General features: G+C 58.1%; 21 protein-coding genes. 19 read left to right on the top strand and 2 right to left on the bottom strand.

Features of this window, described 5'->3' with window-relative positions; translation table 11 throughout:
- Nucleotides 1–69: 69 nt before the first annotated feature.
- Complete coding sequence (locus ACTWLJ_RS01325) at nucleotides 70–2,772, bottom strand: [protein-PII] uridylyltransferase (RefSeq protein ID WP_445179594.1); 2,703 nt, start codon at nucleotides 2,770–2,772, stop codon at nucleotides 70–72.
- Nucleotides 2,773–2,813: 41 nt separating this feature from the next.
- A complete protein-coding gene (gene map, locus ACTWLJ_RS01320) occupies nucleotides 2,814–3,596 on the bottom strand; it encodes a type I methionyl aminopeptidase (RefSeq protein WP_042557873.1) in 783 nt (260 codons plus the stop codon).
- Nucleotides 3,597–3,969: 373 nt separating this feature from the next.
- On the opposite strand from map, the gene rpsB reads away from it, so the two are divergent.
- From rpsB to ACTWLJ_RS01225, 19 genes are all read left to right on the top strand, one after another.
- Complete coding sequence (rpsB, locus tag ACTWLJ_RS01315; protein ID WP_187679157.1) at nucleotides 3,970–4,707, top strand: 30S ribosomal protein S2; 738 nt, start codon at nucleotides 3,970–3,972, stop codon at nucleotides 4,705–4,707.
- A 191-nt stretch (nucleotides 4,708–4,898) separates the two neighbouring features.
- The gene (gene tsf / locus ACTWLJ_RS01310; protein ID WP_401221281.1) at nucleotides 4,899–5,762 is read left to right on the top strand and encodes a translation elongation factor Ts; all 864 of its coding nucleotides are present in this window, start codon (nucleotides 4,899–4,901) and stop codon (nucleotides 5,760–5,762) included.
- Between the two features lie 209 nt (nucleotides 5,763–5,971).
- Entirely contained in the window at nucleotides 5,972–6,715 is a 744-nt protein-coding gene (gene pyrH / locus ACTWLJ_RS01305) for a UMP kinase (protein ID WP_003222124.1), read from the top strand.
- Nucleotides 6,712–7,269, top strand: coding sequence for a ribosome recycling factor (frr, locus tag ACTWLJ_RS01300; RefSeq protein ID WP_187679155.1), 558 nt, complete (start codon nucleotides 6,712–6,714; stop codon nucleotides 7,267–7,269). The genes pyrH and frr overlap by 4 nt, the downstream gene beginning before the upstream one ends.
- A gap of 13 nt (nucleotides 7,270–7,282) precedes the next feature.
- The gene (gene uppS / locus ACTWLJ_RS01295; protein ID WP_445179593.1) at nucleotides 7,283–8,038 is read left to right on the top strand and encodes a polyprenyl diphosphate synthase; all 756 of its coding nucleotides are present in this window, start codon (nucleotides 7,283–7,285) and stop codon (nucleotides 8,036–8,038) included.
- Nucleotides 8,038–8,844, top strand: a complete 807-nt coding sequence (locus ACTWLJ_RS01290; RefSeq protein ID WP_445179592.1) for a phosphatidate cytidylyltransferase — start codon at nucleotides 8,038–8,040, stop codon at nucleotides 8,842–8,844. Before uppS ends, ACTWLJ_RS01290 begins: the two co-directional genes overlap by 1 nt.
- Nucleotides 8,841–10,031 (top strand): 1-deoxy-D-xylulose-5-phosphate reductoisomerase, encoded by a 1,191-nt coding sequence (ispC, locus tag ACTWLJ_RS01285; RefSeq protein ID WP_445179591.1) that lies wholly within the window; start codon nucleotides 8,841–8,843, stop codon nucleotides 10,029–10,031. The genes ACTWLJ_RS01290 and ispC overlap by 4 nt, the downstream gene beginning before the upstream one ends.
- Before the next feature lie 52 nt (nucleotides 10,032–10,083).
- Nucleotides 10,084–11,436: a sigma E protease regulator RseP gene (gene rseP, locus ACTWLJ_RS01280; protein ID WP_445179590.1), complete on the top strand. Its 1,353-nt coding sequence runs from the start codon at nucleotides 10,084–10,086 to the stop codon at nucleotides 11,434–11,436.
- A 74-nt stretch (nucleotides 11,437–11,510) separates the two neighbouring features.
- Complete coding sequence (gene bamA / locus ACTWLJ_RS01275) at nucleotides 11,511–13,898, top strand: outer membrane protein assembly factor BamA (protein WP_445179589.1); 2,388 nt, start codon at nucleotides 11,511–11,513, stop codon at nucleotides 13,896–13,898.
- Nucleotides 13,899–13,943: 45 nt separating this feature from the next.
- Entirely contained in the window at nucleotides 13,944–14,447 is a 504-nt protein-coding gene (locus ACTWLJ_RS01270; RefSeq protein ID WP_007990260.1) for an OmpH family outer membrane protein, read from the top strand.
- A gap of 3 nt (nucleotides 14,448–14,450) precedes the next feature.
- Nucleotides 14,451–15,506 (top strand): UDP-3-O-(3-hydroxymyristoyl)glucosamine N-acyltransferase, encoded by a 1,056-nt coding sequence (gene lpxD, locus ACTWLJ_RS01265; protein ID WP_445179588.1) that lies wholly within the window; start codon nucleotides 14,451–14,453, stop codon nucleotides 15,504–15,506.
- Between the two features lie 106 nt (nucleotides 15,507–15,612).
- A complete protein-coding gene (fabZ, locus tag ACTWLJ_RS01260; protein WP_025110881.1) occupies nucleotides 15,613–16,053 on the top strand; it encodes a 3-hydroxyacyl-ACP dehydratase FabZ in 441 nt (146 codons plus the stop codon).
- Nucleotides 16,050–16,826: an acyl-ACP--UDP-N-acetylglucosamine O-acyltransferase gene (lpxA, locus tag ACTWLJ_RS01255; RefSeq protein ID WP_445179587.1), complete on the top strand. Its 777-nt coding sequence runs from the start codon at nucleotides 16,050–16,052 to the stop codon at nucleotides 16,824–16,826. Before fabZ ends, lpxA begins: the two co-directional genes overlap by 4 nt.
- A gap of 2 nt (nucleotides 16,827–16,828) precedes the next feature.
- Entirely contained in the window at nucleotides 16,829–17,959 is a 1,131-nt protein-coding gene (gene lpxB, locus ACTWLJ_RS01250; RefSeq protein WP_445179586.1) for a lipid-A-disaccharide synthase, read from the top strand.
- 8 nt (nucleotides 17,960–17,967) lie between these two features.
- A complete protein-coding gene (rnhB, locus tag ACTWLJ_RS01245) occupies nucleotides 17,968–18,594 on the top strand; it encodes a ribonuclease HII (RefSeq protein WP_401220773.1) in 627 nt (208 codons plus the stop codon).
- A gap of 76 nt (nucleotides 18,595–18,670) precedes the next feature.
- Complete coding sequence (dnaE, locus tag ACTWLJ_RS01240; protein WP_445179585.1) at nucleotides 18,671–22,192, top strand: DNA polymerase III subunit alpha; 3,522 nt, start codon at nucleotides 18,671–18,673, stop codon at nucleotides 22,190–22,192.
- 139 nt (nucleotides 22,193–22,331) lie between these two features.
- Nucleotides 22,332–23,279, top strand: a complete 948-nt coding sequence (locus tag ACTWLJ_RS01235) for an acetyl-CoA carboxylase carboxyltransferase subunit alpha (RefSeq protein ID WP_445179584.1) — start codon at nucleotides 22,332–22,334, stop codon at nucleotides 23,277–23,279.
- Between the two features lie 132 nt (nucleotides 23,280–23,411).
- The gene (tilS, locus tag ACTWLJ_RS01230) at nucleotides 23,412–24,740 is read left to right on the top strand and encodes a tRNA lysidine(34) synthetase TilS (protein WP_445179583.1); all 1,329 of its coding nucleotides are present in this window, start codon (nucleotides 23,412–23,414) and stop codon (nucleotides 24,738–24,740) included.
- Nucleotides 24,741–25,014: 274 nt separating this feature from the next.
- Nucleotides 25,015–26,646 carry a CTP synthase gene (locus ACTWLJ_RS01225; protein ID WP_445179582.1) on the top strand — a complete coding sequence of 544 codons (1,632 nt, stop codon included), beginning with the start codon at nucleotides 25,015–25,017 and terminating at the stop codon, nucleotides 26,644–26,646.
- The last annotated feature ends 2 nt before the right edge of the window (nucleotides 26,647–26,648 follow it).

Below are 26,648 nucleotides of genomic sequence, written 5' to 3'. Positions count from 1 at the left end.
TGGGGGCGAGCTTGCTCGCGAAAGCGCTTTCGCGAGCAAGCTCGCCCCCACAGGGGGAAATGTGTTGGATCAGATACTGATGCGCGAAAGTTTGATATCGGGTTCCTGATTGACGCTTAACTGTTCGACGATCGCATCCTGCAAGCGGCTGCACAGCAGTGGGTCGGACAGTGGCTGGTTATGCGCGTCGGTGATGAAGAACACGTCCTCCACCCGTTCGCCCAGCGTGGCAATCTTGGCGTTCTGCAGCGACAGGTCGAACTCGAGGAAAATCCCGCCGATTCGCGCCAGCAACCCCGGACGGTCTGGGGCTGTCAGCTCCAGTACGGTCACCGGACGTTGTGCATCGTTGTGGATCGTCACCTGCGGCGCGAACGCAAAGTGCTTGAGCTGACGCGGAACCCGCCGCTGAATGATCGTCGGATAATCATCGGGATTACGCAGGGCGTCGGTCAGGCCGTCACGGATCTGTTTGACCCGGGCCGGATTATCGCCGATGGATTCGCCTTCGTTGTCGAGCACTATGTAGGTGTCGAGGGTGAACTGGCTGCTGGACGTGATGACCCGTGCATCGTGAATGTTCAGGTTGAGCTGATCCATCGCGGCCACGGTCACGGCGAAGAAGTCGTGCTGATCCGGGGCATAAATGAAGATCTGCGTGCCGCCCTCGAATTCGCGCTGGGTGGTTTCCTTGATCAGCACCAGCGGCCCGCCATCGGCCGGCTGCTGGAGAATCGCGTCACTGTGCCAGGCGACATCGCCGGCGGTGTGCCGCAGGAAATAGTCATCGCCCAGTTGCGCCCACAATTGTTCGACATCGTCCGGATCGGTACCGCCGCGCACCAGAATATCCAGCGCGGCACTTTGCGTCTGACGGATCTGCTCTTCGCGATCCACCGGGTTTTCCAGGCCACGGCGCAAGGCACGTTTGGTCTCGGTGTAGAGCTGGCGCAACAGGCTCGCACGCCATGAATTCCACAGCGTAGGGTTGGTGGCGTTGATGTCGGCGACGGTCAGCACGTACAGATAGTCGAGACGGATTTCGTCGCCGACCGCCTGAGCGAAATCGTGGATCACCTGCGGATCAGACAAGTCCTTGCGCTGGGCGGTGGTCGACATCACCAGATGGTTTTGCACCAGCCAGACAATCAGGCGGCTGTCCCACAACGGCAATTGATGGCGTTGGCAGAACGCTTCGGCGTCGACCGCGCCGATCTCCGAGTGATCGCCATGTCGACCCTTGCCGATGTCGTGATACAGACCCGCCATGTAAATGAGTTCGGGCTTGGGCAGTTTCGCCATGAGCTTGGCCGCCAGCGGAAATTTCTCCGACACCTGGGTGTACTGCAACTTGCGCAGGTGTTTGATCAGATTCAGCGTGTGTGCATCGACGGTATAGATGTGAAACAGGTCATGCTGCATCTGCCCGACGATGAAACCGAACTCCGGCAGGTAGCGGCCGAGAATGCCGTAACGGTTCATTCGGCGCAGGTTGCGATGGATGCCGATCTTGCACTTGAACAGCTCGATGAACAGGCTGGTATTGCGGATGTCGTTGCGGAAGTCGTCGTCGATCAGATGACGGTTTTCGCGCAGCAGGCGGATGGTATCGGCGCGCACGCCTTTGATTTCCGGCTGTTGCGCCATCAGCACGAAGATCTCGAGCATGGCGAACGGCGTACGGCGGAACACGTTGTCGTTGCGTGCTTCGATATAGCCGTCGTGCAACTGGAATCGCGAGTTGATCGGCTGTGGCGGCGCTTCGTCATCCGGTGCGAGGATGACTTCCTCGAAGTGCTGGATGATCAGGTCGCTGAGCTGGGCGATGCTCATGACCGTGCGGTAATACTGCTGCATGAAGTTTTCGATGGCCTGTTTGGCGTCATCGCCTTCAAAACCCAACAGCGTTGCAATCGTGCGTTGGTGATCGAACAGCAAGCGATCTTCAGAGCGGCCGGCCAGCATGTGCAGGGCGTAGCGCACTTTCCAGAGGAATTCCTGGGAGGAGGCGAGCAGGGCGTTTTCACTTTCGACGAGGAAGCCTTCGCCGGCGAGCGCGCGCAGGTTCAGGGTGCCGTACTGACGGCGTGCGACCCACAGAATCGTCTGAATATCGCGTAGTCCACCGGGCGAGCCTTTGACGTTCGGCTCCAGGTTGTACTCGGTGTCGTTGTATTTGTGGTGGCGGGCTTTCTGCTCGGCACGTTTGGCCAGGAAGAACTCTTTGGCCGGCCACATATGCGCGGTGCTGGTGACGTCGAGCATGCGCTGGCGCAGGCGCTCGGGGCCGCAAATGGTGCGGCTTTCCATCAGATTGGTGACGACGGTCAGGTCGGCGCGCGCCTCTTCGGCACATTCATCGACCGAGCGAACGCTCTGACCGACTTCGAGACCGATGTCCCACAGCAGCGTCAGAAAACGTTCGATGGAATCGCGGAAAACTTCGTGATCGGCGCTGTCCAGCAGGATCAGCAAATCGATATCGGAATAAGGGTGCAGTTCACCGCGGCCATAACCGCCGACCGCGACCAGCGCGATGTCGGCGTCTTCGCTCCAGTTAAACTGCTCCCAGGCCTTTTGCAGGATGTTATCGACGAACCAGGCACGGTCTTCGATCAGGCGGCGGATGTCGCGACCATGGCGAAAACGCGTGTCGAGCACTTCGCGGGCCTGGCGGATCGCCTTCTTGAACGCCGCGATAGGACTCGCTTTGAGGGCCAGTTCTGCCTGGAACTGGCCGCGGTCGAAGAGTTCGGGATCCACCTGCGGCATCGATTGGCTTTCCTTTATAAAGGCTGGGAGCGTTGTGTGGATCAGGCCGAGATGCGCGGGATGGTGTCGTCGGCGCGCAGGGTGAAGATCTCGTAGCCAGTATCAGTCACCAGCAGAGTGTGTTCCCACTGTGCCGAGAGCTTGCGGTCCTTGGTGATCGCGGTCCAGCCGTCGCCCAATACTTTGGTGTCGGCCTTGCCCTGGTTGATCATTGGTTCGATGGTGAAAGTCATGCCGGCCTTCAGTTCCATGCCGGTGCCTGCGCGACCGTAATGCAGGATCTGTGGTTCTTCGTGGAACACCTTGCCAATGCCGTGGCCGCAGAATTCGCGAACCACCGAGAAGCCGTTCTTTTCAGCGTGCTTCTGGATCACTTCACCGATGTCGCCCAGGCGGCAGCCGGGTTTGACGATCTCGATCGCCTTGTACATGCATTCCTGGGTGATCTGCGACAGGCGTTCGGCCCAGACTGGCACTTCGCCGACGTGGAACATGCGGCTGGTGTCACCGTGGTAGCCGTCTTTGATTACCGTCACGTCGATGTTCAGGGTGTCGCCGTTTTTCAGCGGCTTGTCATTCGGGATGCCGTGGCAGACCACATGGTTGATCGAGGTGCAGATCGACTTCGGGTAGCCCTTGTAGTTCAGCGGAGCAGGGATGGCCTGCTGCACATCGACAATGTAGTCGTGGCAGATCTGGTTCAACTGATCAGTGGTCACGCCCGGCTTGACATGTTCGGCAATCATTTCCAGCACATCGGCGGCCAGTTTGCCGGCGACACGCATGCCAGCGATGTCCTCGGGGGTTTTGAGGTTGACGGTCATACAGGCTCTCTCTGCGCTCGACTGCGCTTGCTTGATACGAATAGGGTCGCGGTGTTCATTTTGCGACCTGATAAAACGCGATTCTATCAGACGCACAGAGCAAATCCGCGCCTGCGTGCATCGCTTCTCTCTATAGAATGGTGCCTGCTGAACCGATTCCAAGGGGCTGGCGCCTGCGTCTGCGGAGCGATTGCAGATTCCGGGTTCCGTTTTCGCCCACCCTGTGATATAAAATGCGCCGCTTTCCGGGGATACCCCGAAAGGCTTAAATCCACACACGTGTCGACACGATGACCTGGGTGCTTTTGGCTTAATGCCACTGGTTGGTCATTGGGGTACGTGGAGGCCAAACCCGACTTATTAAGGAACTATCATGTCCCAAGTCAACATGCGCGATATGCTGAAGGCCGGTGTGCACTTCGGTCACCAAACCCGTTACTGGAACCCGAAAATGGGTAAATACATTTTCGGCGCGCGTAACAAGATTCACATCATCAACCTTGAAAAAACCCTGCCAATGTTCAACGAAGCTCTGACTTTCGTAGAGCGTCTGGCCCAGGGCAAAAACAAGATTCTGTTCGTCGGCACCAAGCGTTCCGCTGGCAAGATCGTTGCTGAAGAAGCAGCACGTTGCGGTTCGCCGTACGTCGATCACCGCTGGTTGGGCGGCATGCTGACCAACTTCAAAACCATCCGTGCTTCCATCAAGCGTCTGCGTGACCTTGAAGTGCAAGCCGAAGACGGTACTTTCGCCAAGCTGACCAAGAAAGAAGCGCTGATGCGCACTCGCGATCTTGAGAAGCTGGATCGTTCGTTGGGTGGTATCAAGGACATGGGCGGTCTGCCAGACGCACTGTTCGTAATCGACGTTGATCACGAGCGCATCGCGATCACCGAAGCCAACAAGCTGGGCATCCCGGTTATCGGCGTAGTCGATACCAACAGCAGCCCGGAAGGCGTTGACTACATCATCCCAGGCAACGATGACGCAATCCGCGCTATCCAGCTGTACATGGGTTCGATGGCTGACGCTGTTATCCGTGGTCGCAACAATGTTTCCGGCGGTACTGTAGAGTTCGCAGCTGAAGAAACTCAGGCTGCAGCTGAGTAATTTGACGCCCTGGCGTTGACTCAGTAAGCAAAAAGGGGGCTTGGCCCCCTTTTTGCCACCTCGAAAACCATTTGTCGGCAGCGCAGCTACAGCATCTGTAACGTGCAGCGGCTACAAGGTGATTCGGGAAGAATTGAACGCCCGTTCGATCGGGTGGAATGGTTGAAAACCTATCCAAGAGGAATTTGAAAATGGCAGCAATTACTGCGGCGTTGGTTAAAGAACTGCGCGAGCGTACCGGCGAAGGCATGATGGATTGCAAGAAAGCCCTGGAAAAGGCTGACGGCGACATCGAAAAAGCCATTGATGACATGCGTGCTTCGGGCGCAATCAAGGCTGCCAAGAAAGCAGGTAACGTAGCTGCTGAAGGCGCGATCGCACTGAAAGAAGACGGCAAATCCGCTGTTCTGCTGGAAGTGAACTCGCAGACCGACTTCCTGGCTCTGCAGGACGACTTCAAGGCATTTGTTGCTGCAAGCGTTGAAAAAGCGTTCGCCGACAAGCTGACTGATGTTGCTCCGCTGATCGAAGCTCAAGAAGCTGCTCGTCTGGTACTGGTTGGCAAGGTTGGCGAAAACGTCAACATCCGTCGTCTGGTTCGCGTAGAAGGCGACGTTGTTGGTGGCTACCTGCACGGCAACAAGATCGGTGTTGCAGTTGTTCTGAAAGGCGGCACCGTTGAACTGGCCAAAGACATCGCTATGCACGTAGCGGCCAGCAACCCTGAGTTCCTGCTGCCATCGGAAGTTTCGGCTGAAGCTATCGAGCGCGAAAAAGCTGTGTTCCTGCAGCTGAACGAAGAAAAAATCAAAGGCAAGCCAGAAAACATTGTTGAAAATATGGTCAAAGGCCGTATCAGCAAGTTCCTGGCAGAAGCAAGCCTGGTTGAGCAGGCGTTCGTCAAGAACCCTGAAATCAAGGTTGGCGAGCTGGCCAAGAAAGCTGGCGCTGAAATCGTTTCCTTCACCTACTTCAAAGTAGGCGAAGGCATCGAGAAGCCGGTCGACAACTTCGCTGAAGAAGTTGCTGCCCAGCTGGCTGCCGCCAAGCAATAAGACAGTTTTCAACTGTCGCCCGAAAGAGGCTGCCCGCTTACGCGCGCAGCCTCTTTTCAGATGGGGTTACCAATTTTTAATTGGTTTCCGCTGGGAACTGACTTACAAAGCCAGGTTCCGATGGCGCTGAAGCAGCGCCAAGCTAGAGTGAACGCCAGCTGTAAACAGCTCGCAAAGAATTTTTAAATACGCCGCAGGAGAGATTCGCAATGGCTCAGCAGGGCAGTGGTTATCAGGCTCGCTATAAACGCATTCTACTCAAGCTTAGCGGCGAGGCCCTGATGGGCTCGGAAGAGTTCGGGATCGATCCAAAAGTACTGGATCGGATGGCGCTGGAAGTCGGCCAACTGGTCGGCATCGGTGTTCAGGTCGGTCTGGTGATCGGCGGTGGCAACCTGTTCCGCGGCGAAGCCTTGAGCAAAGCCGGCATGGATCGGGTTACAGGCGACCACATGGGCATGCTGGCCACTGTGATGAACGCCCTGGCCATGCGTGATGCGCTGGAGCGTGCCAATATCTCGGCAATCGTCATGTCGGCTATTTCCATGGTTGGCGTGACCGATCACTACGATCGTCGCAAAGCCATGCGTCACCTGAACTCCAAAGACGTGGTGATTTTCGCCGCCGGTACCGGTAATCCGTTCTTCACCACGGATTCGGCAGCCTGCCTGCGTGCCATCGAAATCGATGCCGACGTTGTGCTGAAAGCGACCAAGGTCGATGGCGTCTACACTGCTGACCCGTTCAAAGACCCGCATGCCGAGAAGTTCGATCATCTGACTTATGATGAAGTACTGGATCGCAAACTGGGCGTGATGGACCTGACAGCTATTTGCCTGTGCCGCGACCACAAGATGCCGCTGCGCGTATTCAACATGAACAAGCCCGGTGCCCTGCTGAACATCGTTCACGGCGGCGCTGAAGGGACTCTGATCGAGGAAGGTCAACAATGATCAACGAAATCAAGAAAGACGCTCAAGAGCGCATGCAGAAATCCCTGGACTCGCTGTCCCATGCATTCGGTCAGATCCGAACCGGCAAGGCGCACCCGAGCATCCTCGGTAGTGTGATGGTGCCTTACTACGGTGCTGACACCTCCATCACCCAAGTGGCCAACATCACTGTAAAAGACTCGCGCACTCTGCAAGTCGTGGCATTCGAGCGCAACATGCTCGCGGCCGTCGACAAGGCAATCCAGAGCGCTGGTCTGAACCTCAACCCGACCAACCTGGGTGAGTTGCTGCTGATCTCGATGCCAGCCCTGACTGAAGAAACCCGCAAGGGCTTCACCAAGCAGGCGCGTAGCGCAGCGGAAGATGCTCGTGTTGCCGTGCGCAACATTCGTCGTGATGCCTTGGGCGAGCTGAAGAAGCTGGTCAAGGACAAAGAAATCAGCGAAGACGAAGAGCGTCGTGCTGCTGCCGACATCCAGAAGCTGACCGACAAGGCTGAGGCTGATATCGATGCGGCCACCAAGCAAAAAGAAGCGGACTTGATGGCCGTATAAGGGTCGCGTTTCAATGGATAAGACCAAGCAGACTGCGCCGTCCGCGGTGCCGCGCCATGTCGCGATCATCATGGATGGCAACAATCGCTGGGCGAAAAAACGCTTTATGCCGGGTGTCGCCGGGCATAAAGCGGGAGTGGATGCTGTACGGGCGGTGATCGAGGTTTGCGCTGAGGCCAAGGTCGAAGTGTTGACCCTGTTCGCCTTCTCCAGTGAAAACTGGCAGCGTCCAGCCGATGAAGTCAGTGCCTTGATGGATCTGTTCTTCAAGGCCCTGCGTCGCGAGGCCAGGCGCCTCAACGACAACAACATCAGCTTGCGGATCATTGGTGATCGCTCGCGCTTCCATCCTGAGTTGCAGGCTGCGATGCGCGAAGCCGAGGCCATGACTGCCGGTGCCAACCGTTTTGTCCTGCAGATTGCCGCCAATTACGGCGGTCAGTGGGACATTGCGCAGGCTGCGCAGCGTCTGGCCCGTGAGGTTCAGGCCGGGCATCTGCGTCCGGAAGACATCACCCCTGAGCTGCTGCAGACCTGTCTGGCAACTGGCGATCTGCCGCTGCCGGATCTGTGCATCCGCACCGGTGGCGAGCACCGCATCAGCAACTTCCTGCTGTGGCAACTGGCTTACGCCGAGTTGTACTTCTCCGACCTGTTCTGGCCGGACTTCAAACACGAAGCCATGCGCACTGCGCTGGCCGATTTCGCTTCGCGCCAGCGTCGTTTCGGTAAAACGAGCGAACAGGTCGAAGCTGGAGCCCGGGTTTAATGCTTAAACAACGAATCATCACTGCGCTGATCCTGTTGCCGATCGCCCTGTGCGGGTTTTTCCTGCTGCAGGGTTCCGGTTTTGCACTGTTCATCGGTCTGGTCGTAAGCCTGGGCGCCTGGGAATGGGCACGCCTGGCCGGTTTTACTGCGCAGTCGTTCCGCGTCGGTTATGCCGCCGTTGTCGCATTGCTGCTGTTCTTCATGTACATCCTGCCTGACCTTGCGCCATGGGTGCTGGGTGCTTCGGTGTTGTGGTGGGCGGTGGCGACATATCTGGTGCTGACTTACCCGGCTTCGAGCGAGCGCTGGTCCAGTGCTGCGAGCAAGCTGGTCATCGGTTTGCTGATTCTGTTGCCTGCCTGGCAAGGGCTGGTGCAGATCAAGCAGTATCCGTTGGGTAACTGGCTGATCATGGCTGTGATGGTGCTGGTGTGGGGTGCTGACATCGGCGCCTACTTCTCCGGTCGTGCCTTCGGCAAGCGCAAGCTCGCACCGCAAGTCAGTCCCGGCAAAAGCTGGGAAGGCGTGTATGGCGGTCTGGTTCTGAGCCTGGTGATTACTGCGGTGGTCGGCCTGGTTCGCGACTGGACTGTGGCCGAGTTGTTCAAGGCGTTGATCGGCGCTGCGCTGATCGTGTTCATTTCGGTGGTGGGTGATCTCACCGAGAGCATGTTCAAGCGTCAATCCGGGATCAAGGACAGCAGTAACCTGTTGCCGGGTCATGGTGGTGTGCTGGATCGGATCGACAGCCTGACGGCGGCGATCCCGATCTTCGCGGTGTTGCTGTGGATGGCTGCACCGTGAGCCGCGCACAACAGATTACGGTTCTCGGGGCGACCGGCTCGATTGGTCTCAGTACCCTCGACGTCATTGCTCGTCATCCTGAGCGCTATCAGGTTTTTGCCTTGAGCGGCTTCACTCGTTTGAGTGAGCTGTTCTCGCTATGCCTGCGCCATGTGCCGCAGTTTGCCGTGGTGCCGCAAGCCGGCGCCGCGCAAAAGCTGCAGGACGATTTGCGTGCTGCCGGTTTGTCCACTCGCGTGCTGGTGGGGGAGGAGGGCCTGTGTCAGGTCGCTGCTGCTCCTGAAGTCGACGCAGTGATGGCTGCAATCGTTGGTGCGGCGGGTTTGCGCCCGACCCTCGCGGCGGTCGAGGCGGGCAAGAAAATCCTCCTGGCGAATAAAGAAGCGCTGGTGATGTCCGGTGCATTGTTCATGCAGGCTGTGCGCAAGAGCGGTTCGGTGTTGTTGCCGATCGACAGCGAGCACAACGCGATCTTCCAGTGCATGCCGCACGACTTTGCCCGTGGGTTGGGTTCGGTCGGTGTGCGTCGGATTCTTCTTACGGCTTCTGGTGGTCCGTTCCGGCAGACACCAATGGCTGAGCTGGCGCATGTTTCACCTGATCAAGCCTGTGCGCACCCGAACTGGTCGATGGGCCGGAAGATCTCGGTGGACTCCGCCAGCATGATGAACAAAGGCCTTGAGTTGATCGAGGCTTGCTGGTTGTTCGATGCCAAGCCGTCACAGGTCGAAGTGGTGATTCATCCGCAGAGTGTGATCCACTCGCTGGTCGATTACGTGGATGGTTCGGTGCTGGCCCAGTTGGGCAATCCCGATATGCGCACACCGATTGCCAATGCCTTGGCCTGGCCTGAGCGTATTGACTCGGGTGTGGCGCCACTGGATCTGTTCGCGATTGCGCGACTGGATTTCGAAGCCCCTGATGAAGGGCGTTTCCCGTGTCTGCGTCTGGCTCGCCAGGCTGCCGAGGCAGGTAACAGTGCGCCGGCAATGCTCAATGCGGCCAACGAAGTGGCGGTTGCGGCGTTTCTCGACGGGCGGGTACGTTACCCGGAAATCGCGAGTATCATCGAGGAAGTGTTGAATCTGGAGCCTGTAGTCGCTCTGGATGATCTCGATGCGGTATTCACCGCGGATGCCAAGGCGCGAACGCTGGCCGGGCAATGGCTGAGCCGTCACGGTCGATAGAATTTGTAATATTGGCTCCACGCGGCACTGAACAGGATTGCGGAGAAAGTAGATGAGCGCGCTCTATATGATTGCCGGCACCCTGATTGCCTTGGGTGTTCTGGTCACCTTTCACGAATTCGGCCATTTCTGGGTCGCGCGTCGTTGTGGGGTCAAGGTTCTGCGCTTCTCCGTAGGCTTCGGTATGCCGCTGCTGCGCTGGCACGACAAGAAGGGCACGGAGTTTGTCATTGCGGCGATCCCGCTGGGCGGCTACGTCAAGATGCTCGATGAGCGTGAAGGCGAAGTCCCGGTCGATCAGATTGATCAGTCGTTCAATCGCAAATCCGTTCGTCAGCGTATCGCCATTGTTGCCGCGGGCCCGATTGCCAACTTTCTGCTGGCCCTGGTGTTCTTCTGGGTGTTGGCAATGCTTGGCAGTCAGCAGATCCGTCCGGTGATTGGTGCGGTCGAGTCCGGCAGTATCGCGGCCAAGGCTGGTTTGGGTGCCGGGCAGGAAATCATCGCCGTTGATGGTGAGCCGACCACAGGCTGGGCGGCGGTCAACCTGCAACTGGTTCGTCGTCTGGGTGAAAGCGGCTCCCTGCAAATTCTTGTCCGCGAGCAAGGTTCCACGGCGGATTCGCCGCGTGAGCTGACGTTGGACAAGTGGCTGAAAGGTGCTGACGAGCCGGACCCGATCCGCTCGCTGGGCATCCGTCCATGGCGTCCGGCATTGCCGCCGGTGCTTGCCGAACTTGATTCGAAAGGTCCGGCCCAGGCTGCTGGTCTGAAAACCGGTGATCGCCTGCTGTCTCTGGATGGCAAGGCCCTGGATGACTGGCAGCAGGTAGTTGATACCGTTCGTACGCGTCCTGATACCAAAATTGTGCTGCGCGTCGAGCGTGACGGTGCTCAAATCGACGTCCCTGTGACGCTGGCTGCTCGCGGCGAAAGCAAGGCGCCAAGCGGTTATCTGGGGGCCGGGGTGAAAGCTGTGGACTGGCCGCCGGAGATGATTCGTGAGATCAGTTATGGTCCGTTGGCGGCAATTGGCGAGGGTGCTCACCGTACCTGGACCATGAGCGTACTGACGCTGGACTCACTGAAGAAAATGCTGTTCGGCGAGCTCTCGGTAAAAAACTTGAGTGGACCGATAACCATTGCTAAAGTGGCGGGCGCTTCTGCCCAGTCGGGCGTCGCTGATTTCCTGAATTTCCTTGCTTATCTGAGTATTAGCCTGGGCGTTCTGAATTTGCTGCCCATTCCTGTACTGGATGGGGGGCATTTGTTGTTTTATCTGATCGAGTGGGCGCGTGGTCGTCCCTTGTCGGATCGGGTGCAAGGTTGGGGGGTACAGATCGGTATCAGTTTGGTGGTCGGAGTGATGTTGCTTGCTCTGGTCAACGATCTGGGTCGTCTGTAAAGCTTCGCTGAATTGCGAATCTGCCGCATTTTGCGGCAGTTTGTTTATTGCCAGTTGGAATAAGAAAGGACTTCATGAAACGTCTGCTGCTAACTGCGGTTCTCACCGTATTGATGATCGCCGAAGTTCACGCCGAGTCCTTCACTATCTCTGATATTCGCGTCAATGGCCTCCAGCGGGTCTCCGCGGGTAGCGTCTTTGGTGCCTTGCCGTTGAACGTCGGTGAGCAGGCGGATGATCGTCGCCTGGTGGAATCCACTCGTGCGTTGTTCAAAACCGGTTTCTTTCAAGATATCCAGCTGGGCCGCGAAGGCAACGTTCTGGTAATCACGGTCGTTGAACGTCCGTCGGTTGCCAGTATCGAGATCGAGGGCAACAAGGCGATCTCTACCGAAGACCTCATGAAAGGCCTCAAGCAGTCCGGTCTGGCCGAAGGCGAGATCTTCCAGCGTGCGACCCTTGAAGGTGTTCGTAACGAACTGCAACGTCAGTACGTCGCGCAGGGTCGCTACTCGGCTACCGTCGATACCGAGGTGGTATCGCAGCCGCGTAACCGTGTCGGCCTGAAGGTGAAGATCAACGAAGGCACCGTTGCTGCCATTCAGCACATCAACGTGGTGGGCAACACTGTCTTCCCTGATGACGACATGATCGACCTGTTCGAGCTGAAGACCACCAACTGGCTGTCGTTCTTCAAGAACGATGACAAGTACGCCCGTGAAAAACTCTCTGGTGACCTTGAGCGTCTGCGTTCCTACTATCTGGACCGCGGCTATATCAACATGGATATCGCTTCGACCCAGGTGTCCATCACCCCGGACAAGAAGCACGTCTACATCACCGTCAACATCACTGAAGGCGAGAAGTACACCGTTCGTGACGTCAAACTCAGCGGTGACCTGAAAGTGCCTGAAGACCAGGTCAAGTCCCTGCTGCTGGTACAGAAAGGCCAGGTGTTCTCGCGCAAGCTGATGACCACCACGTCCGAACTGATTACCCGTCGTCTGGGTAACGAGGGTTACACCTTCGCCAACGTCAACGGCATTCCTCAGCCGCATGACGATGACCACACCGTGGACATCCTGTTCGCTGTCGATCCGGGCAAGCGTGCTTACGTCAACCGCATCAACTTCCGTGGCAACACCAAGTCTGAGGACGAAGTGCTGCGTCGTGAAATGCGTCAGATGGAAGGTGGTTGGGCGTCAACCTACCTGATCGATCAGTCCAAGACCCGTCTTGAGCGTCTGGGCTTCTTTAAGGAAGTGAACGTCGAGACGCCGGCTGTACCGGGTGTCGATGACCAGGTTGATGTGAACTACGCCGTTGAAGAACAGGCATCCGGTTCGATCACCGCCAGCGTCGGTTTCGCACAGAGCGCCGGTCTGATCCTCGGTGGTTCGATCACCCAGAACAACTTCCTCGGTACTGGTAACCGCGTGAGCGTTGGCCTGACCCGAAGCGAATACCAGAGCCGATACAACTTCGGTTATGTTGACCCGTACTGGACCGCCGATGGCGTGAGCCTGGGTTACAACGCTTTCTATCGCACCACTGACTACAAAGACCTCGACGTCGACGTAGCAAGCTACGCAGTAGACAGCCTGGGTGCCGGCGTCAACGTTGGCTATCCAATCAGCGAGACTTCGCGTCTGACCTTCGGTCTGTCCGCGCAGCAAGACAAGATCAAGACCGGTACCTATACCGTTGACGAGATTTTCGACTTTGTTAACAAGGAAGGCGATCAGTACCTGAACTTCAAGGCGTCGGCCGGCTGGTCCGAGTCCACCTTGAACAAAGGCGTACTGCCGACCCGTGGTCGTTCGCAGAGCCTGACCCTGGAAACCACCATTCCGGGCAGCGACCTGTCGTTCTACAAACTTGATTACCGCGGTCAGCTGTTCCAGCCGATCACCGAGAACTACACCCTGCGTCTGCACACCGAGCTGGGTTATGGCGACGGTTACGGTTCGACCGATGGCTTGCCGTTCTATGAAAACTACTATGCTGGTGGTTTCAACTCGGTTCGTGGCTTCAAGGACAGCACTCTTGGTCCGCGCAGTACGCCGAGTCGTGGTTTCGATAAGACTGGCAACACCGGCACGCTCGCTGACCCGGATCAGGATCCGCTTCCGTTCGGTGGTAACGTGCTGATCCAGGGTGGTGTTGAGGTCCTGTTCCCACTGCCGTTCGTGAAAGATCAGCGCTCCCTGCGTACTTCGGTATTCTGGGACGTCGGTAACGTATTCGATTCGACGTGCAAATCGACCACCAATGCCGATGGTACGAAGGCCAACACTCAGTGCAACGACATCAGCCTGAGCAACATGGCCAGTTCCGTCGGTGTAGGCGTGACCTGGGTCACCGCACTGGGTCCTCTGAGTTTTGCTCTGGCCATGCCGGTCAAGAAACCGGATAACGCTGAGACTCAAGTGTTCCAATTCTCCCTCGGCCAGACGTTCTAAGCGTCTGACCCAAGATAACGACAATGGATTTTGTAGGAGTGCATCGTGCGTAAGTTGACTCAATTGGTTCTCCTGGCCTCCGTACTGGTGGCAGGCCCGGCGTTCGCCGACATGAAAATCGCCGTTCTGAACTATCAGATGGCTCTGCTTGAGTCCGACGCGGCCAAGAAATACGCCGTGGATGCCGAGAAGAAATTCGGTCCTCAGCTGACCAAACTCAAGACTCTGGAAAGCAGCGCCAAGGGTATTCAGGATCGTCTGATGGCCGGTGGCGACAAGATGCAACAGGGTGAGCGCGAGCGTCTGGAGCTGGAATTCAAGCAAAAGGCCCGTGACTTCCAGTTCCAGTCCAAGGAACTGAACGAAGCCAAAGCTGTTGCTGATCGCGAAATGCTCAAGCAACTGAAGCCGAAACTGGATAGCGCAGTGGAAGAAGTCATCAAGAAAGGTGCTTTTGACCTGGTGTTCGAGCGTGGTGCAGTGATTGATGTCAAACCTCAGTACGACATCACGCGCCAGGTTATCGAGCGCATGAATCAGCTGAAGTAACCCATGACCGTGACCATCAAGCTCGGCCAGTTGGCCGAGTTCCTCGGCGCCACCCTGCGTGGCGACCCGGAGAAGCAAATTACTGGGCTAGCCACTTTGCAAGAGGCTGGCCCAGCTCAGTTGAGCTTTCTGGCAAATCCTCAATACCGCAAATACCTGGCTGGCTCGCAGGCAGCTGCGCTATTGCTGAAAGAAGCGGACGCCGAAGGTTATGCCGGCAACTCGCTGGTAGTACCGGACCCTTATCTGGCTTATGCGCGTATCTCCCATCTGTTCGATCCCAAGCCAAAATCCACTGCCGGGATTCATCCGACAGCGGTGATTGCGGCAGATGCAGTGGTTGATCCAACCGCCAGCGTCGGCCCGTTCGTGGTGATCGAAGCGGGTGCGCAGATTGGCGCGCAAGTCACGTTGGGCTCGCATTGCTTCATCGGTGCCCGCAGCGAAATCGGCGAGGGTGGCTGGCTCGCTCCGCGTGTAACGCTGTATCACGACGTGCGCATCGGTAAGCGAGTGGTTATTCAGTCCGGTGCGGTGCTCGGCGGTGAGGGCTTCGGCTTCGCCAACGAGAAAGGCATCTGGCAGAAAATCGCCCAGATCGGTGGCGTGACCATTGGCGACGATGTGGAGATCGGCGTGAACACCGCCATCGACCGCGGTGCGTTGGCCGATACCGTCATCGGCAACGGTGTGAAGCTCGACAACCAGATTCAGATCGCACACAACGTCCAGGTCGGTGATCACACCGCCATGGCCGCGTGTGTCGGTATTTCCGGCAGTACCAAAATCGGCAAGCATTGCATGCTCGCTGGTGGTGTTGGTCTGGTCGGGCATATCGATATTTGCGACAACGTTTTCCTGACCGGCATGACCATGGTCACCCATTCGATTACCGAACCGGGTGCCTATTCTTCCGGTACAGCGATGCAGCCGGCTGCTGAGTGGCGCAAAAGCGCGGCACGCATCCGTCAGCTCGATGACATTGCACGACGTTTGAAACAGCTGGAAAAGCGCGTAGGGGAAGTGACCCCCGACGGCAATGCTTCATCTGATGGCTGATACCATTTCCATATCAAGTGTGCACAGCCTCTAGACTGCCTCCTTGATTTGCTAGAGGAGTGCGCGTCAGTCGCGCTCCCAATCTTTACATAGGCTTCCCCCCGAAATGATGGACATCAACGAGATTCGCGAATACCTGCCTCACCGTTACCCGTTCCTGCTGGTAGACCGGGTCGTGGAACTGGACACTGAAGGCAAGCGCATTCGCGCCTACAAGAATGTCAGCATCAACGAACCATTTTTCAACGGTCACTTCCCTGCGCATCCGATCATGCCGGGCGTGCTGATCATCGAAGCGATGGCTCAGGCTGCCGGGATCCTCGGTTTCAAAATGCTCGACGTGAAGCCGGCCGACGGCACCCTGTATTACTTCGTCGGTTCCGACAAGCTGCGCTTCCGCCAGCCTGTTCTGCCGGGCGATCAGTTGATCCTCGAAGCTCGTTTCATCAGCTGCAAGCGCCAGATCTGGAAATTCGAATGCCAGGCTTCCGTTGACGGCAAGCCAGTCTGCTCCGCTGAAATCATCTGCGCGGAACGCAAACTATGAGTTTGATTGACCCTCGTGCAATCATCGATCCGTCGGCCGTTCTGGCTGATGGCGTCGAGGTCGGCCCGTGGTCGATCATCGGCGCAGGTGTGGAAATCGGCGAGGGGAGCGTGATCGGGCCGCATGTTGTACTCAAAGGCCCGACCCGAATCGGCAAGCACAATCGCATCTACCAGTTTTCATCGGTAGGCGAAGACACGCCCGATCTGAAATACAAAGGTGAAGAAACCCGTCTGGTGATTGGCGATCACAACGTGATTCGCGAAGGCGTGACCATTCACCGTGGCACTGTTCAGGATCGCTCCGAAACCACCCTCGGCGATCACAACCTGATCATGGCGTATGCCCATATCGGCCACGACAGCGTCATCGGCAACAACTGCATTCTGGTCAACAACACTGCGTTGGCCGGGCATGTACACGTTGAAGACTGGGCGATCCTTTCCGGTTTTACTCTGGTGCACCAGTACTGCCACATCGGCGCTCACAGCTTTTCCGGTATGGGTACCGCCATTGGCAAAGACGTTCCTGCGTTCGTCACTGTGTTCGGTAACCCCGCCGAGGCACGCAGCATGAACTTCGAAGGCATGCGTCGTCGTGGTTTCAGCGAAGATGCGATCCACGCTCTGCGCCGCGCCTACAAAACCGTGTACCGCCAAGGGCTGACTGTCGAGCAGGCGTTGGCTGAGCTGGTAGAGCCTTCTGCGCTGTTCCCGGAAGTCGCGATTTTCCGTGACTCGATTCAGTCGTCGACTCGCGGCATCACTCGCTGATCATGGCCAATCTGCGAATTGCGCTGGTAGCGGGCGAAGCTTCCGGTGACATCCTGGGTGCCGGTCTGATGCGTGCCTTGAAGGCACAGCATCCAGCCGTCGAGTTCATCGGCGTCGGTGGTCCTCTGATGCAGGGCGAAGGTCTGACTTCCTACTTTCCCATGGAGCGCTTGTCGGTCATGGGGCTGGTGGAAGTCCTCGGTCGGCTGCGCGAGTTGCTCAAGCGCCGCAAGCATCTGATCGCCACGCTGATCGCCGAGAAGCCGGATGTGTTCATCGGTATCGATGCGCCGGACTTCAACCTCAATATCGAATTGAAACTGCGTCAGGCCGGGATCAAAACCGTGCACTACGTCAGCCCTTCGGTATGGGCGTGGCGGCAGAAGCGCGTGCTGAAGATTCGCGAAGGCTGCGACCTGATGCTCACGCTGTTCCCGTTCGAAGCGAAATTCTACGAAGAGAAAGGCGTGCCGGTGCGGTTCGTCGGTCACTCGCTGGCCGACGCGATTCCGCTCGAGGCTGATCGTGAAGCTGCGCGTGCTGAACTGGGCTTGCCCGATGGCCCGTTGGTCGCGCTGATGCCAGGCAGTCGTGGCGGTGAGGTTGGCCGTCTCGGTGCCTTGTTCCTCGATACGGCGCAGCGTCTGCGCGCGATGCGCCCCGGTGTGCGTTTCGTCATGCCGTGCGCCAGCCCCGAGCGACGCGTTCAGCTTGAAGAGTTGCTCGCGGGCCGTGATCTGCCGGTGACCTTGCTCGACGGCAAGTCACATCTGGCGCTGGCAGCCTGCAACGCTGTACTGATTGCTTCCGGTACCGCGACCCTTGAAGCGCTGCTGTACAAGCGGCCGATGGTGGTGGCCTACCGTCTGGCGCCGCTGACGTTCTGGATTCTCAAGCGCATGGTCAAGAGCCCGTATGTGTCGCTGCCAAACCTGCTGGCCCAGCGTTTGCTGGTCCCGGAGTTGCTGCAGGATGACGCAACGGTCGAGGCGCTGGCGCAGACCCTGTCGCCATTGATCGAGGGTGGCGAAGAGCAGACTCGCGGTTTCGACGAGATTCACCGCACGCTGCGGCTGGATGCTTCCAATCAGGCGGCGGATGCCGTCCTCAACCTGATCGGTCAGACACGATGAGCAAGACGATGCAGATGGGCCTGGATTTCACGCTGGTCGCCGAAGTCGAAGAACTGGTTGCCGGTGTCGATGAAGTCGGTCGCGGCCCGTTGTGCGGTGCAGTGGTGACGGCAGCAGTGATCCTCGATCCGAATCGGCCGATTCTCGGCCTCAACGACTCGAAGAAACTCACCGAAGCCCGACGCGAAAAGCTCTACGACGAGATCATCGAAAAATCCCTGAGCTGGTGCATTGCCCGCGCCGAAGTCGAAGAAATCGACGAACTGAACATTTTGCACGCGACCATGCTGGCCATGCAGCGTGCGATTGCCGGGCTGCACATCCAGCCGAAACTCGCGATGATCGATGGCAACCGTTGCCCGAAACTGCCGATGCGTTCCGAGGCCGTGGTCAAGGGCGATAGCAAGGTTCCAGCGATTGCTGCAGCGTCGATTCTGGCCAAGGTCAGCCGCGACCGCGAGATGGCTGCATTCGAATTGATCTACCCGGGTTACGGCATCGGCGGCCATAAAGGCTATCCGACGCCCGTTCATCTGGAAGCGTTGGTGCGTCTCGGGCCGACGCCGATTCACCGCCGCTCGTTCGCCCCGGTTCGACAGGCTTACGAAGCGCTGGAAGGTCTGGCGCAGGTTTAGTCACAAGGCTGATGTTTTGTTCGAGGCCCGGTACAATCCGGGCCTTGTTGTCTTCACGTTTCTGGACAGGATCACTATGCCGGCTTCATTCGTTCATCTACGCCTGCACACTGAATACTCCCTGGTCGACGGGCTGGTGCGAATCAAGCCGCTGGTCAAGGCCCTGAACGGCATGAACATGCCCGCCGTGGCGGTCACCGACCAGAACAACATGTGTTCGCTGGTCAAATTCTATAAAAACGCCATGGGTGCCGGGATCAAGCCGATCTGCGGCGCCGACCTGTGGCTGTCGAACAAAGACCCGGACGCGCCGCTGAGCCGGATCAGCCTGTTGTCGATGAACGCCAAGGGCTATCGCAACCTCACCGAGTTGATCTCTCGCGGTTTTATCGACGGCCAGCGCAATGGCTCGATCATCATCGAGCGCGAGTGGGTAGCGGAGGCCAATGAAGGCCTGATCATGCTCTCGGCGGCGAAAGAGGGCGAGATCGGACAGGCGATGCTCAGCGGTAACCCGCAAGAAGCAGAAAACCTCGCCCGCGAATGGATGGCGGTTTTCGGTGATCGTTTTTACCTGGAAATCCAGCGCACCAGCCGTCCCAACGATGAGGAGCAACTGCACGGTGCCGTGGCCCTGGCCGACAAGATCGGCGCGCCGCTGGTTGCGACCAATGATGTGCGCTTCATCAAGCAGGAAGACTTCGCCGCTCACGAAACCCGCGTTTGCATCGGTGAGGGCCGTGCCCTCGACGATCCGCGGCGCTCGAAGAATTACAGCGATCAGCAGTACCTGAAAAGCGCCGAGGAAATGGCCGAGCTGTTCAGTGATATTCCGGATGCGCTGGAAAACACTGTCGAGATCGCCAAGCGCTGCAACATCGAAGTGAAGCTGGGCACGCACTTTTTGCCCAACTTCCCGATTCCCGATGGTATGACCATCGACGAATATTTCCGCAAAGTGTCGTTCGACGGTCTGGAAGAGCGCCTTAGTGTTCTGCTGCCCAGGGACACCACCGAAGACTACGAAGCCAAGCGCCAGGTGTATGTCGACCGGTTGAATTTCGAGCTGGATATCATCATCCAGATGGGGTTCCCCGGTTACTTCCTGATCGTTATGGACTTTATCCAGTGGGCCAAGAGCAACGGCGTGCCAGTGGGCCCGGGTCGTGGATCGGGTGCCGGGTCGCTGGTGGCCTATGTGCAGAAGATCACTGACCTCGATCCGCTGGAATACGACCTGCTGTTCGAACGTTTCCTTAACCCGGAACGGGTATCCATGCCCGACTTCGACGTCGACTTCTGCATGGACGGTCGTGACCGGGTAATCGACTACGTGGCCGAGAAATACGGCCGTAACGCGGTGAGCCAGATCATCACCTTCGGTTCCATGGCCGCCAAGGCTGTGGTGCGCGACGTGGCGCGGGTACAGGGCAAGTCCTACGGTCTGGCGGATCGTCTGTCGAAGATGATTCCGTTCGAAGTCGGCATGACCCTGGAAAAAGCCTACGAGCAGGAAGAAATCCTCCGTGACTTCATCAAGGTCGATGAAGAGGCCGCAGAAATCTGGGAGATGGCGCGCAAGCTCGAAGGCGTGGTGCGTAACGTCGGTAAACACGCCGGTGGTGTGGTTATCGCGCCGACCAAGCTGACCGACTTCTCGCCGATCTATTGCGACGAGGCCGGTGACGGTCTGGTAACCCAGTTCGACAAGGACGACGTCGAGGCCGCCGGTCTGGTGAAGTTCGACTTCCTCGGTCTGCGGACCCTGACGGTCATCGACTGGGCGCTGAAAACCATCAACCGTGATCGCGCCAAGGTTGATGAGCCGCCGCTGGATATCGCGTTCATCCCGCTGGATGACAAGCCGACTTACCAGTTGCTGCAAAAAGCTGAAACCACTGCGGTGTTCCAGCTTGAATCCCGAGGCATGAAAGAGCTGATCAAAAAGCTCAAGCCCGACTGCCTGGAAGACTTGATCGCACTGGTGGCGTTGTTCCGTCCGGGCCCGCTGCAATCGGGCATGGTTGACGACTTTATCAACCGTAAGCACGGTCGCGCCGAACTGGCGTATCCGCACTCGGACTACCAGTACGAAGGCCTCAAGCCGGTATTGGCGCCGACTTACGGCATCATCCTGTACCAGGAACAGGTGATGCAGATTGCCCAGGTCATGGCCGGTTACACCCTTGGCGGTGCGGACATGCTGCGTCGAGCCATGGGTAAGAAAAAACCCGAAGAAATGGCCAAGCAGCGCGGCGGTTTCATTGAAGGCTGCACTGCTAACAACATCGATCCGGACCTGTCCGGCAACATTTTCGACCTGGTGGAAAAATTCGCCGGTTACGGCTTCAACAAATCCCACTCCGCCGCTTATGGTCTGGTGTCATACCAGACCGCTTGGCTGAAAACCCACTACCCGGCGCCATTCATGGCCGCGGTACTGTCGGCGGATATGCACAACACCGACAAGGTCGTGACCTTGATCGAAGAAATTCGCACCATGAAGCTGCGTCTCGACGCGCCGGATGTGAATACTTCGGAGTTCAAGTTCACGGTGAATGACGAAGGCCGGATTATCTACGGCCTCGGCGCGATCAAAGGTGTGGGCGAGGGGCCGGTGGAAGCCATCACCGAGGCGCGTCAGGGCGGTCCATTCAAGGATCTGTTCGATTTCTGCGCCCGTGTCGATCTCAAACGTATCAACAAGCGCACCCTGGACGGTTTGATCCGCAGCGGTGCGCTGGATCGTCTCGGACCTTACTTCCATGACGAGCAGAAAGCCTATCAGGCCAATATCGACCGCAATCGAGCGGTCTTGCTGAATGCCATGGAAGGGGCGATCAAGGCCGCCGAACAAACCGCACGTACCCACGACAGCGGTCATGTCGACCTGTTTGGCGGTCTGTTCGTCGAAGAAGATGCTGATGTCTACGTCAATCACCGCAAGGCCAAGGAGCTGACCCTCAAGGAACGTCTCAAAGGTGAGAAAGACACCTTGGGCCTGTACCTGACCGGTCACCCGATTGACGAATACGAAGGCGAGATTCGCCGTTTCGCCCGTCAGCGCATCATCGACCTGAAACCGGCCCGGGATACCCAGACCGTGGCAGGGATGATCATCGCGCTGCGGGTGATGAAGAACAAAAAGGGCGACAAGATGGGCTTCATCACCCTCGACGACCGCTCCGGACGGATCGAGGCGTCGCTGTTCGCCGATGCGTTCCATTCCGCGCAGTCGCTGTTGCAGACCGACGCGATGGTGGTGGTCGAAGGCGAGGTCAGCAACGATGACTTCTCCGGCGGCCTGCGCCTGCGGGTCAAGCGTGTGATGAGCATGGAAGATGCGCGAACCAATCTGGCCGAGAGCCTGCGCCTGAAGTTGCAGACCCAGGATCTGAAGGGCGATCAGCTACGCTGGCTGGGCGATTTGCTCAAGCGTCATCGCGGCGCCTGCCCGGTCACCATGGAGTACACCAGTCCTGACGCCAAGACCTTGCTGCAGTTCGGCGAGACCTGGCGAATCGACCCGGCGGATGCCTTGATTCAAGCCTTGCGTGACCAGTTCGGGCGAGACAACGTCTTCCTCCAATACCGTTGACCGGCAGGCAATCTCGAATTGCCCGCCCGCAACCTGAATTTTTAATCTCGACCTTAGCGCGCCTCTCCCTTAAGGTAGGGCGCGAATAGACAACCGGCCGGCCCAAGCTCACTTGGGACTCGACCCAAGACGGACGCCTATGAACCCGAATTTTCTAGATTTCGAACAGCCGATCGCCGACCTGCAAGCCAAGATCGAAGAGTTGCGCTTGGTCGGTAATGACAATTCGCTGAATATCGGCGATGAGATCTCCCGACTGCAAGACAAGAGCAAGACGCTGACCGAAGACATCTTCGGCAAGCTGACCAGCTGGCAGATCGCGCGTCTGGCGCGTCACCCGAAACGCCCTTACACCCTGGATTACATCCAGCACATCTTCACCGAGTTCGACGAACTGCACGGTGATCGTCACTTCTCCGACGACGCCGCCATCGTTGGTGGTATCGCCCGTCTGGACGATCAGCCGGTGATGATCATCGGCCACCAGAAGGGCCGTGAAGTGCGCGAGAAGGTTCGCCGCAACTTCGGCATGCCGCGTCCGGAAGGCTACCGCAAGGCTTGCCGTCTGATGGAGATGGCCGAGCGTTTCAAAATGCCGATCCTGACCTTCATCGACACCCCGGGTGCCTACCCGGGTATCGACGCCGAAGAGCGCAACCAGAGCGAAGCTATCGCCTGGAACCTGCGTGTGATGTCGCGTCTGAAAACCCCGATCATCGCCACCGTAATCGGTGAAGGTGGTTCCGGCGGTGCTTTGGCGATTGGCGTCTGCGATCAGTTGAACATGCTGCAATATTCGACTTACGCGGTGATCTCGCCGGAAGGCTGCGCTTCGATTCTGTGGAAAACCGCAGAAAAAGCGCCGGATGCTGCTGAAGCGATGGGCATCACTGCCGAGCGTCTGAAAGGTCTGGGCATCGTCGACAAAGTGATCGGCGAGCCTTTGGGCGGCGCTCACCGCGATCCGGCTACTGCTGCTGCTTCGATCCGCGCAGAGCTGACCTCGCAACTGGCGATGCTGAAGAAGTTCGATAACGAAGCGCTGCTCAAGCGCCGTTATGATCGACTGATGAGCTACGGTCTCTAAAACGATCGCGCAATACCCATGTGGGAGCGAGCCTGCTCGCGATGAGGGATAACATTCAACAAATCAGTTGGCTGTTACACCGCAATCGCGAGCAGGCTCACTCCCACATTTGATTTGCGTAAAGGTATAAAAATGGGTCAGCCATCCAGTGATCTGCTTTCCCGGCTTCTGCTGAATCTCGAGCCTTGGCGCAATGCCAGGACGTGGCGCATCGCTTTCTCCGGTGGCCTCGATTCCACCGTACTTCTGCATCTGCTTGTCCATCTGGCTAAAACCCAATCCCTGCCGGCACTGAGTTCCATCCATGTCCACCATGGCCTTCAGGCCGCGGCTGATGCGTGGCCGCTGCATTGTCAGTCGGTCTGTGATGCGTTGGGTGTTCCGCTGCAGATCGTACGAGTGAAGGTAAAAGCGGGGGCAAGTCTGGAGCAAGCGGCGCGGGAGGCGCGCTATGCAGCGTTCAGCGACGTGACTCTTGCCGATGACTTGCTGCTGACCGGGCAGCACCGTGACGATCAGGCGGAAACCCTGCTGTTTCGTCTGCTGCGTGGCGCTGGTGTGCGCGGGCTTTCGGGCATGCCGACTCAGCGTCCGCTGGGGCAGGGCAGGCTGGTACGGCCGTTGCTCGATGTCACCCGAGCGGAGTTGGAAGCCTACGCACAGGCACATCAACTGCGCTGGATCGAAGACCCGTCGAATCAGGATCGACAATTCTCTCGCAACTATCTGCGCCATCAGGTCATGCCGGTGCTGACAGATCGCTGGCCGCAGGCTCAGGCGAGCATGGCCCGCAGCGCTGCGCATTTGCGTGAAGCGCAAGGCCTGCTCGATGAGTTAGCGCAGATCGATCTCACTCAAGCCGCCACGCCGAGCGAATTCGAATGGCTGGGACTGCCCTCGCTGGAACTGGCGCCGCTGATGAAGTTGTCCGTCGCCCGTCAGCGCAACCTGCTCAGCCACTGGCTCGCCCCCCTGACTCGGCTGCCCGACACCGACCATTGGTCGGGTTGCACGGATCTCATCAATGCGACTCAGGATGCATCGCCAGTCTGGCGTCTGGCCGATGGCGAATTGCATCGCAGTGGCGGACGTTTGTGGTGGCTCAGCGGCAATTGGCTGCGCACTCCGTTGATCGACAGCCCATGGCAGGAGCCGTCGCGAGCGCTACGCTTGGCGGATAACGGTCGCGTCATGTTGATCGGGGAGGCGCCTGCCGGGCCATTGCAGATTCGCTATCGGCAGGGGGGCGAGGTGATGCGTCTGGCGGATCGCGGCCATCGTGATCTCAAGCGACTGCTCAATGAGCGCGCGGTGCCGGCCTTCGTCCGTGGCAGATTGCCGCTGCTGTTTCGCGGCGAAGAATTGCTCGCGGTGGCGAACCTGTCGGGACTCGACGGCAACCCGCAGGAAGGCTGGCGTTTGCATTGGGACCCTTTGCACGAAGATCAAGGTTTGAGATGAAGGGGGCATTCCGGTAGACTACGCTCCCTTCTTGATACAACTTCTGTGGATTCGCCTGAATTGCAGGAGTTGCCGATTACCAAGCAGTCTTTGCTGGGCGATTCCAAAAAATGTGTAGCGAGCAACGTACCGGTGTTTCACCTGCCGGTCTGTCCCAACGCGGCGGTTTTTTTGAAAGATGCACTGTGATTAATGCAGGTGATCGGGGGCTTCGGCCTTCCTTCGCTTTCCCCGGCGGCACTGACCGCTTTAACGCAGACTTCTAGGGTTTTTCATGACGCGCTACATATTCGTCACGGGCGGTGTTGTTTCTTCATTGGGGAAAGGCATTGCATCGGCATCATTGGCGGCCATCCTGGAGGCGCGGGGACTTAAGGTCACCATGCTGAAGCTGGACCCGTACATCAACGTCGACCCGGGCACCATGAGCCCGTTCCAGCACGGCGAAGTGTTCGTCACCCATGACGGCGCCGAGACCGACCTGGACCTGGGCCACTACGAGCGGTTCATCCGCACGACCATGACCCAGAACAACAACTTCACCACTGGCCGTGTCTACGAGCACGTGCTGCGCAAAGAGCGCCGTGGTGACTACCTGGGTGCAACCATCCAGGTGATTCCGCACATCACCGACGAAATCAAGCGCCGCATCATCAAGGGTGCTGGCGATGCCGACGTGGCAATGGTCGAGATCGGTGGCACCGTGGGTGACATCGAGTCGCAACCGTTCCTCGAAGCCATCCGTCAGTTGCGTTTCGAAGTCGGCGCCAAGCGCGCGATGCTGATGCACCTGACGCTGGTGCCGTACATCGCCACCGCCGGCGAAACCAAAACCAAGCCAACCCAGCACTCGGTCAAGGAACTGCGTTCCATCGGCCTGCAGCCTGACGTGCTGGTATGCCGCTCCGATCACCCGATCGACATCTCGTCGCGTCGCAAGATCGCGCAGTTCACCAACGTTGAAGAGCGTGCGGTTATCGCGCTGGAAGACGCCGATACCATCTACAAGATCCCGGGCATCCTGCACTCGCAGGGTCTGGACGATTTCGTTGTAGAGCGTTTCGGTCTGCAGTGCGGCGGTGCCGATCTGTCCGAGTGGGAAGCCGTGGTTGACGCCAAGCTGAACCCGGAACACGAAGTCACCATCGCCATGGTCGGCAAGTACATGGAACTGCTGGATGCCTACAAGTCGCTGATCGAAGCGATGAGCCATGCCGGCATCAGCAACCGCACCAAGGTCAACCTGCGCTACATCGATTCCGAAGACATCGAAAACCAGGGCACTGCGCTGCTGGAAGGTGTTGACGCGATTCTGGTACCGGGCGGCTTCGGTCTGCGTGGCGTCGAAGGCAAGATCACTGCCGTTCAATTCGCTCGCGAGAACAAGATTCCGTACCTGGGTATCTGCCTGGGCATGCAAGTGGCGGTCATCGAGTTCGCTCGTAACGTGATGGGCTGGAAAGACGCCAACTCCACCGAGTTCGACCGCACCAGCGGCCACCCGGTCGTGGGTCTGATCACCGAGTGGGAAGATGCTACCGGTGCTGTAGAAACCCGTACCGAAGCGTCCGATCTGGGCGGCACCATGCGTCTCGGCGCTCAGGAATGCCTGCTTGAAGCCGGCTCCAAGGTGCACGATTGCTACGCCAAGGATGTGATTGTCGAGCGTCACCGTCACCGCTACGAAGTGAACAACAACCTGCTGCCACAACTGATCGAAGCCGGCCTGAAAATTTCCGGTCGTTCGGCAGATGCTGCACTGGTTGAAGTGGTAGAAGCTGCGGATCACCCATGGTTCGTCGCTTGCCAGTTCCACCCTGAGTTCACCTCGACTCCACGTGACGGTCATCCGCTGTTCAGCGGCTTCGTCAAGGCAGCTTTGGCTCAACACCAGAAGAAGGCGTAACC

The sequence above is a fragment of the Pseudomonas sp. McL0111 genome (genome assembly GCF_052567255.1).
Note: the sequence above shows the minus strand (reverse complement) of the source record. Positions and strands in the feature narration are given on the sequence as shown.

Bases quoted from the DNA above. Each gene is read 5' to 3' on its own strand.
- ACTWLJ_RS01325 (WP_445179594.1), bottom strand. From the start codon at position 2,772: ATGCCGCAGGTGGATCCCGAACTCTTCGACCGCGGCCAGTTCCAGGCA.
- map (WP_042557873.1), bottom strand. From the start codon at position 3,596: ATGACCGTCAACCTCAAAACCCCCGAGGACATCGCTGGCATGCGTGTC.
- rpsB (WP_187679157.1), top strand. From the start codon at position 3,970: ATGTCCCAAGTCAACATGCGCGATATGCTGAAGGCCGGTGTGCACTTC.
- tsf (WP_401221281.1), top strand. From the start codon at position 4,899: ATGGCAGCAATTACTGCGGCGTTGGTTAAAGAACTGCGCGAGCGTACC.
- pyrH (WP_003222124.1), top strand. From the start codon at position 5,972: ATGGCTCAGCAGGGCAGTGGTTATCAGGCTCGCTATAAACGCATTCTA.
- frr (WP_187679155.1), top strand. From the start codon at position 6,712: ATGATCAACGAAATCAAGAAAGACGCTCAAGAGCGCATGCAGAAATCC.
- uppS (WP_445179593.1), top strand. From the start codon at position 7,283: ATGGATAAGACCAAGCAGACTGCGCCGTCCGCGGTGCCGCGCCATGTC.
- ACTWLJ_RS01290 (WP_445179592.1), top strand. From the start codon at position 8,038: ATGCTTAAACAACGAATCATCACTGCGCTGATCCTGTTGCCGATCGCC.
- rseP (WP_445179590.1), top strand. From the start codon at position 10,084: ATGAGCGCGCTCTATATGATTGCCGGCACCCTGATTGCCTTGGGTGTT.
- bamA (WP_445179589.1), top strand. From the start codon at position 11,511: ATGAAACGTCTGCTGCTAACTGCGGTTCTCACCGTATTGATGATCGCC.
- lpxD (WP_445179588.1), top strand. From the start codon at position 14,451: ATGACCGTGACCATCAAGCTCGGCCAGTTGGCCGAGTTCCTCGGCGCC.
- fabZ (WP_025110881.1), top strand. From the start codon at position 15,613: ATGATGGACATCAACGAGATTCGCGAATACCTGCCTCACCGTTACCCG.
- lpxA (WP_445179587.1), top strand. From the start codon at position 16,050: ATGAGTTTGATTGACCCTCGTGCAATCATCGATCCGTCGGCCGTTCTG.
- lpxB (WP_445179586.1), top strand. From the start codon at position 16,829: ATGGCCAATCTGCGAATTGCGCTGGTAGCGGGCGAAGCTTCCGGTGAC.
- rnhB (WP_401220773.1), top strand. From the start codon at position 17,968: ATGCAGATGGGCCTGGATTTCACGCTGGTCGCCGAAGTCGAAGAACTG.
- dnaE (WP_445179585.1), top strand. From the start codon at position 18,671: ATGCCGGCTTCATTCGTTCATCTACGCCTGCACACTGAATACTCCCTG.
- ACTWLJ_RS01235 (WP_445179584.1), top strand. From the start codon at position 22,332: ATGAACCCGAATTTTCTAGATTTCGAACAGCCGATCGCCGACCTGCAA.
- tilS (WP_445179583.1), top strand. From the start codon at position 23,412: ATGGGTCAGCCATCCAGTGATCTGCTTTCCCGGCTTCTGCTGAATCTC.
- ACTWLJ_RS01225 (WP_445179582.1), top strand. From the start codon at position 25,015: ATGACGCGCTACATATTCGTCACGGGCGGTGTTGTTTCTTCATTGGGG.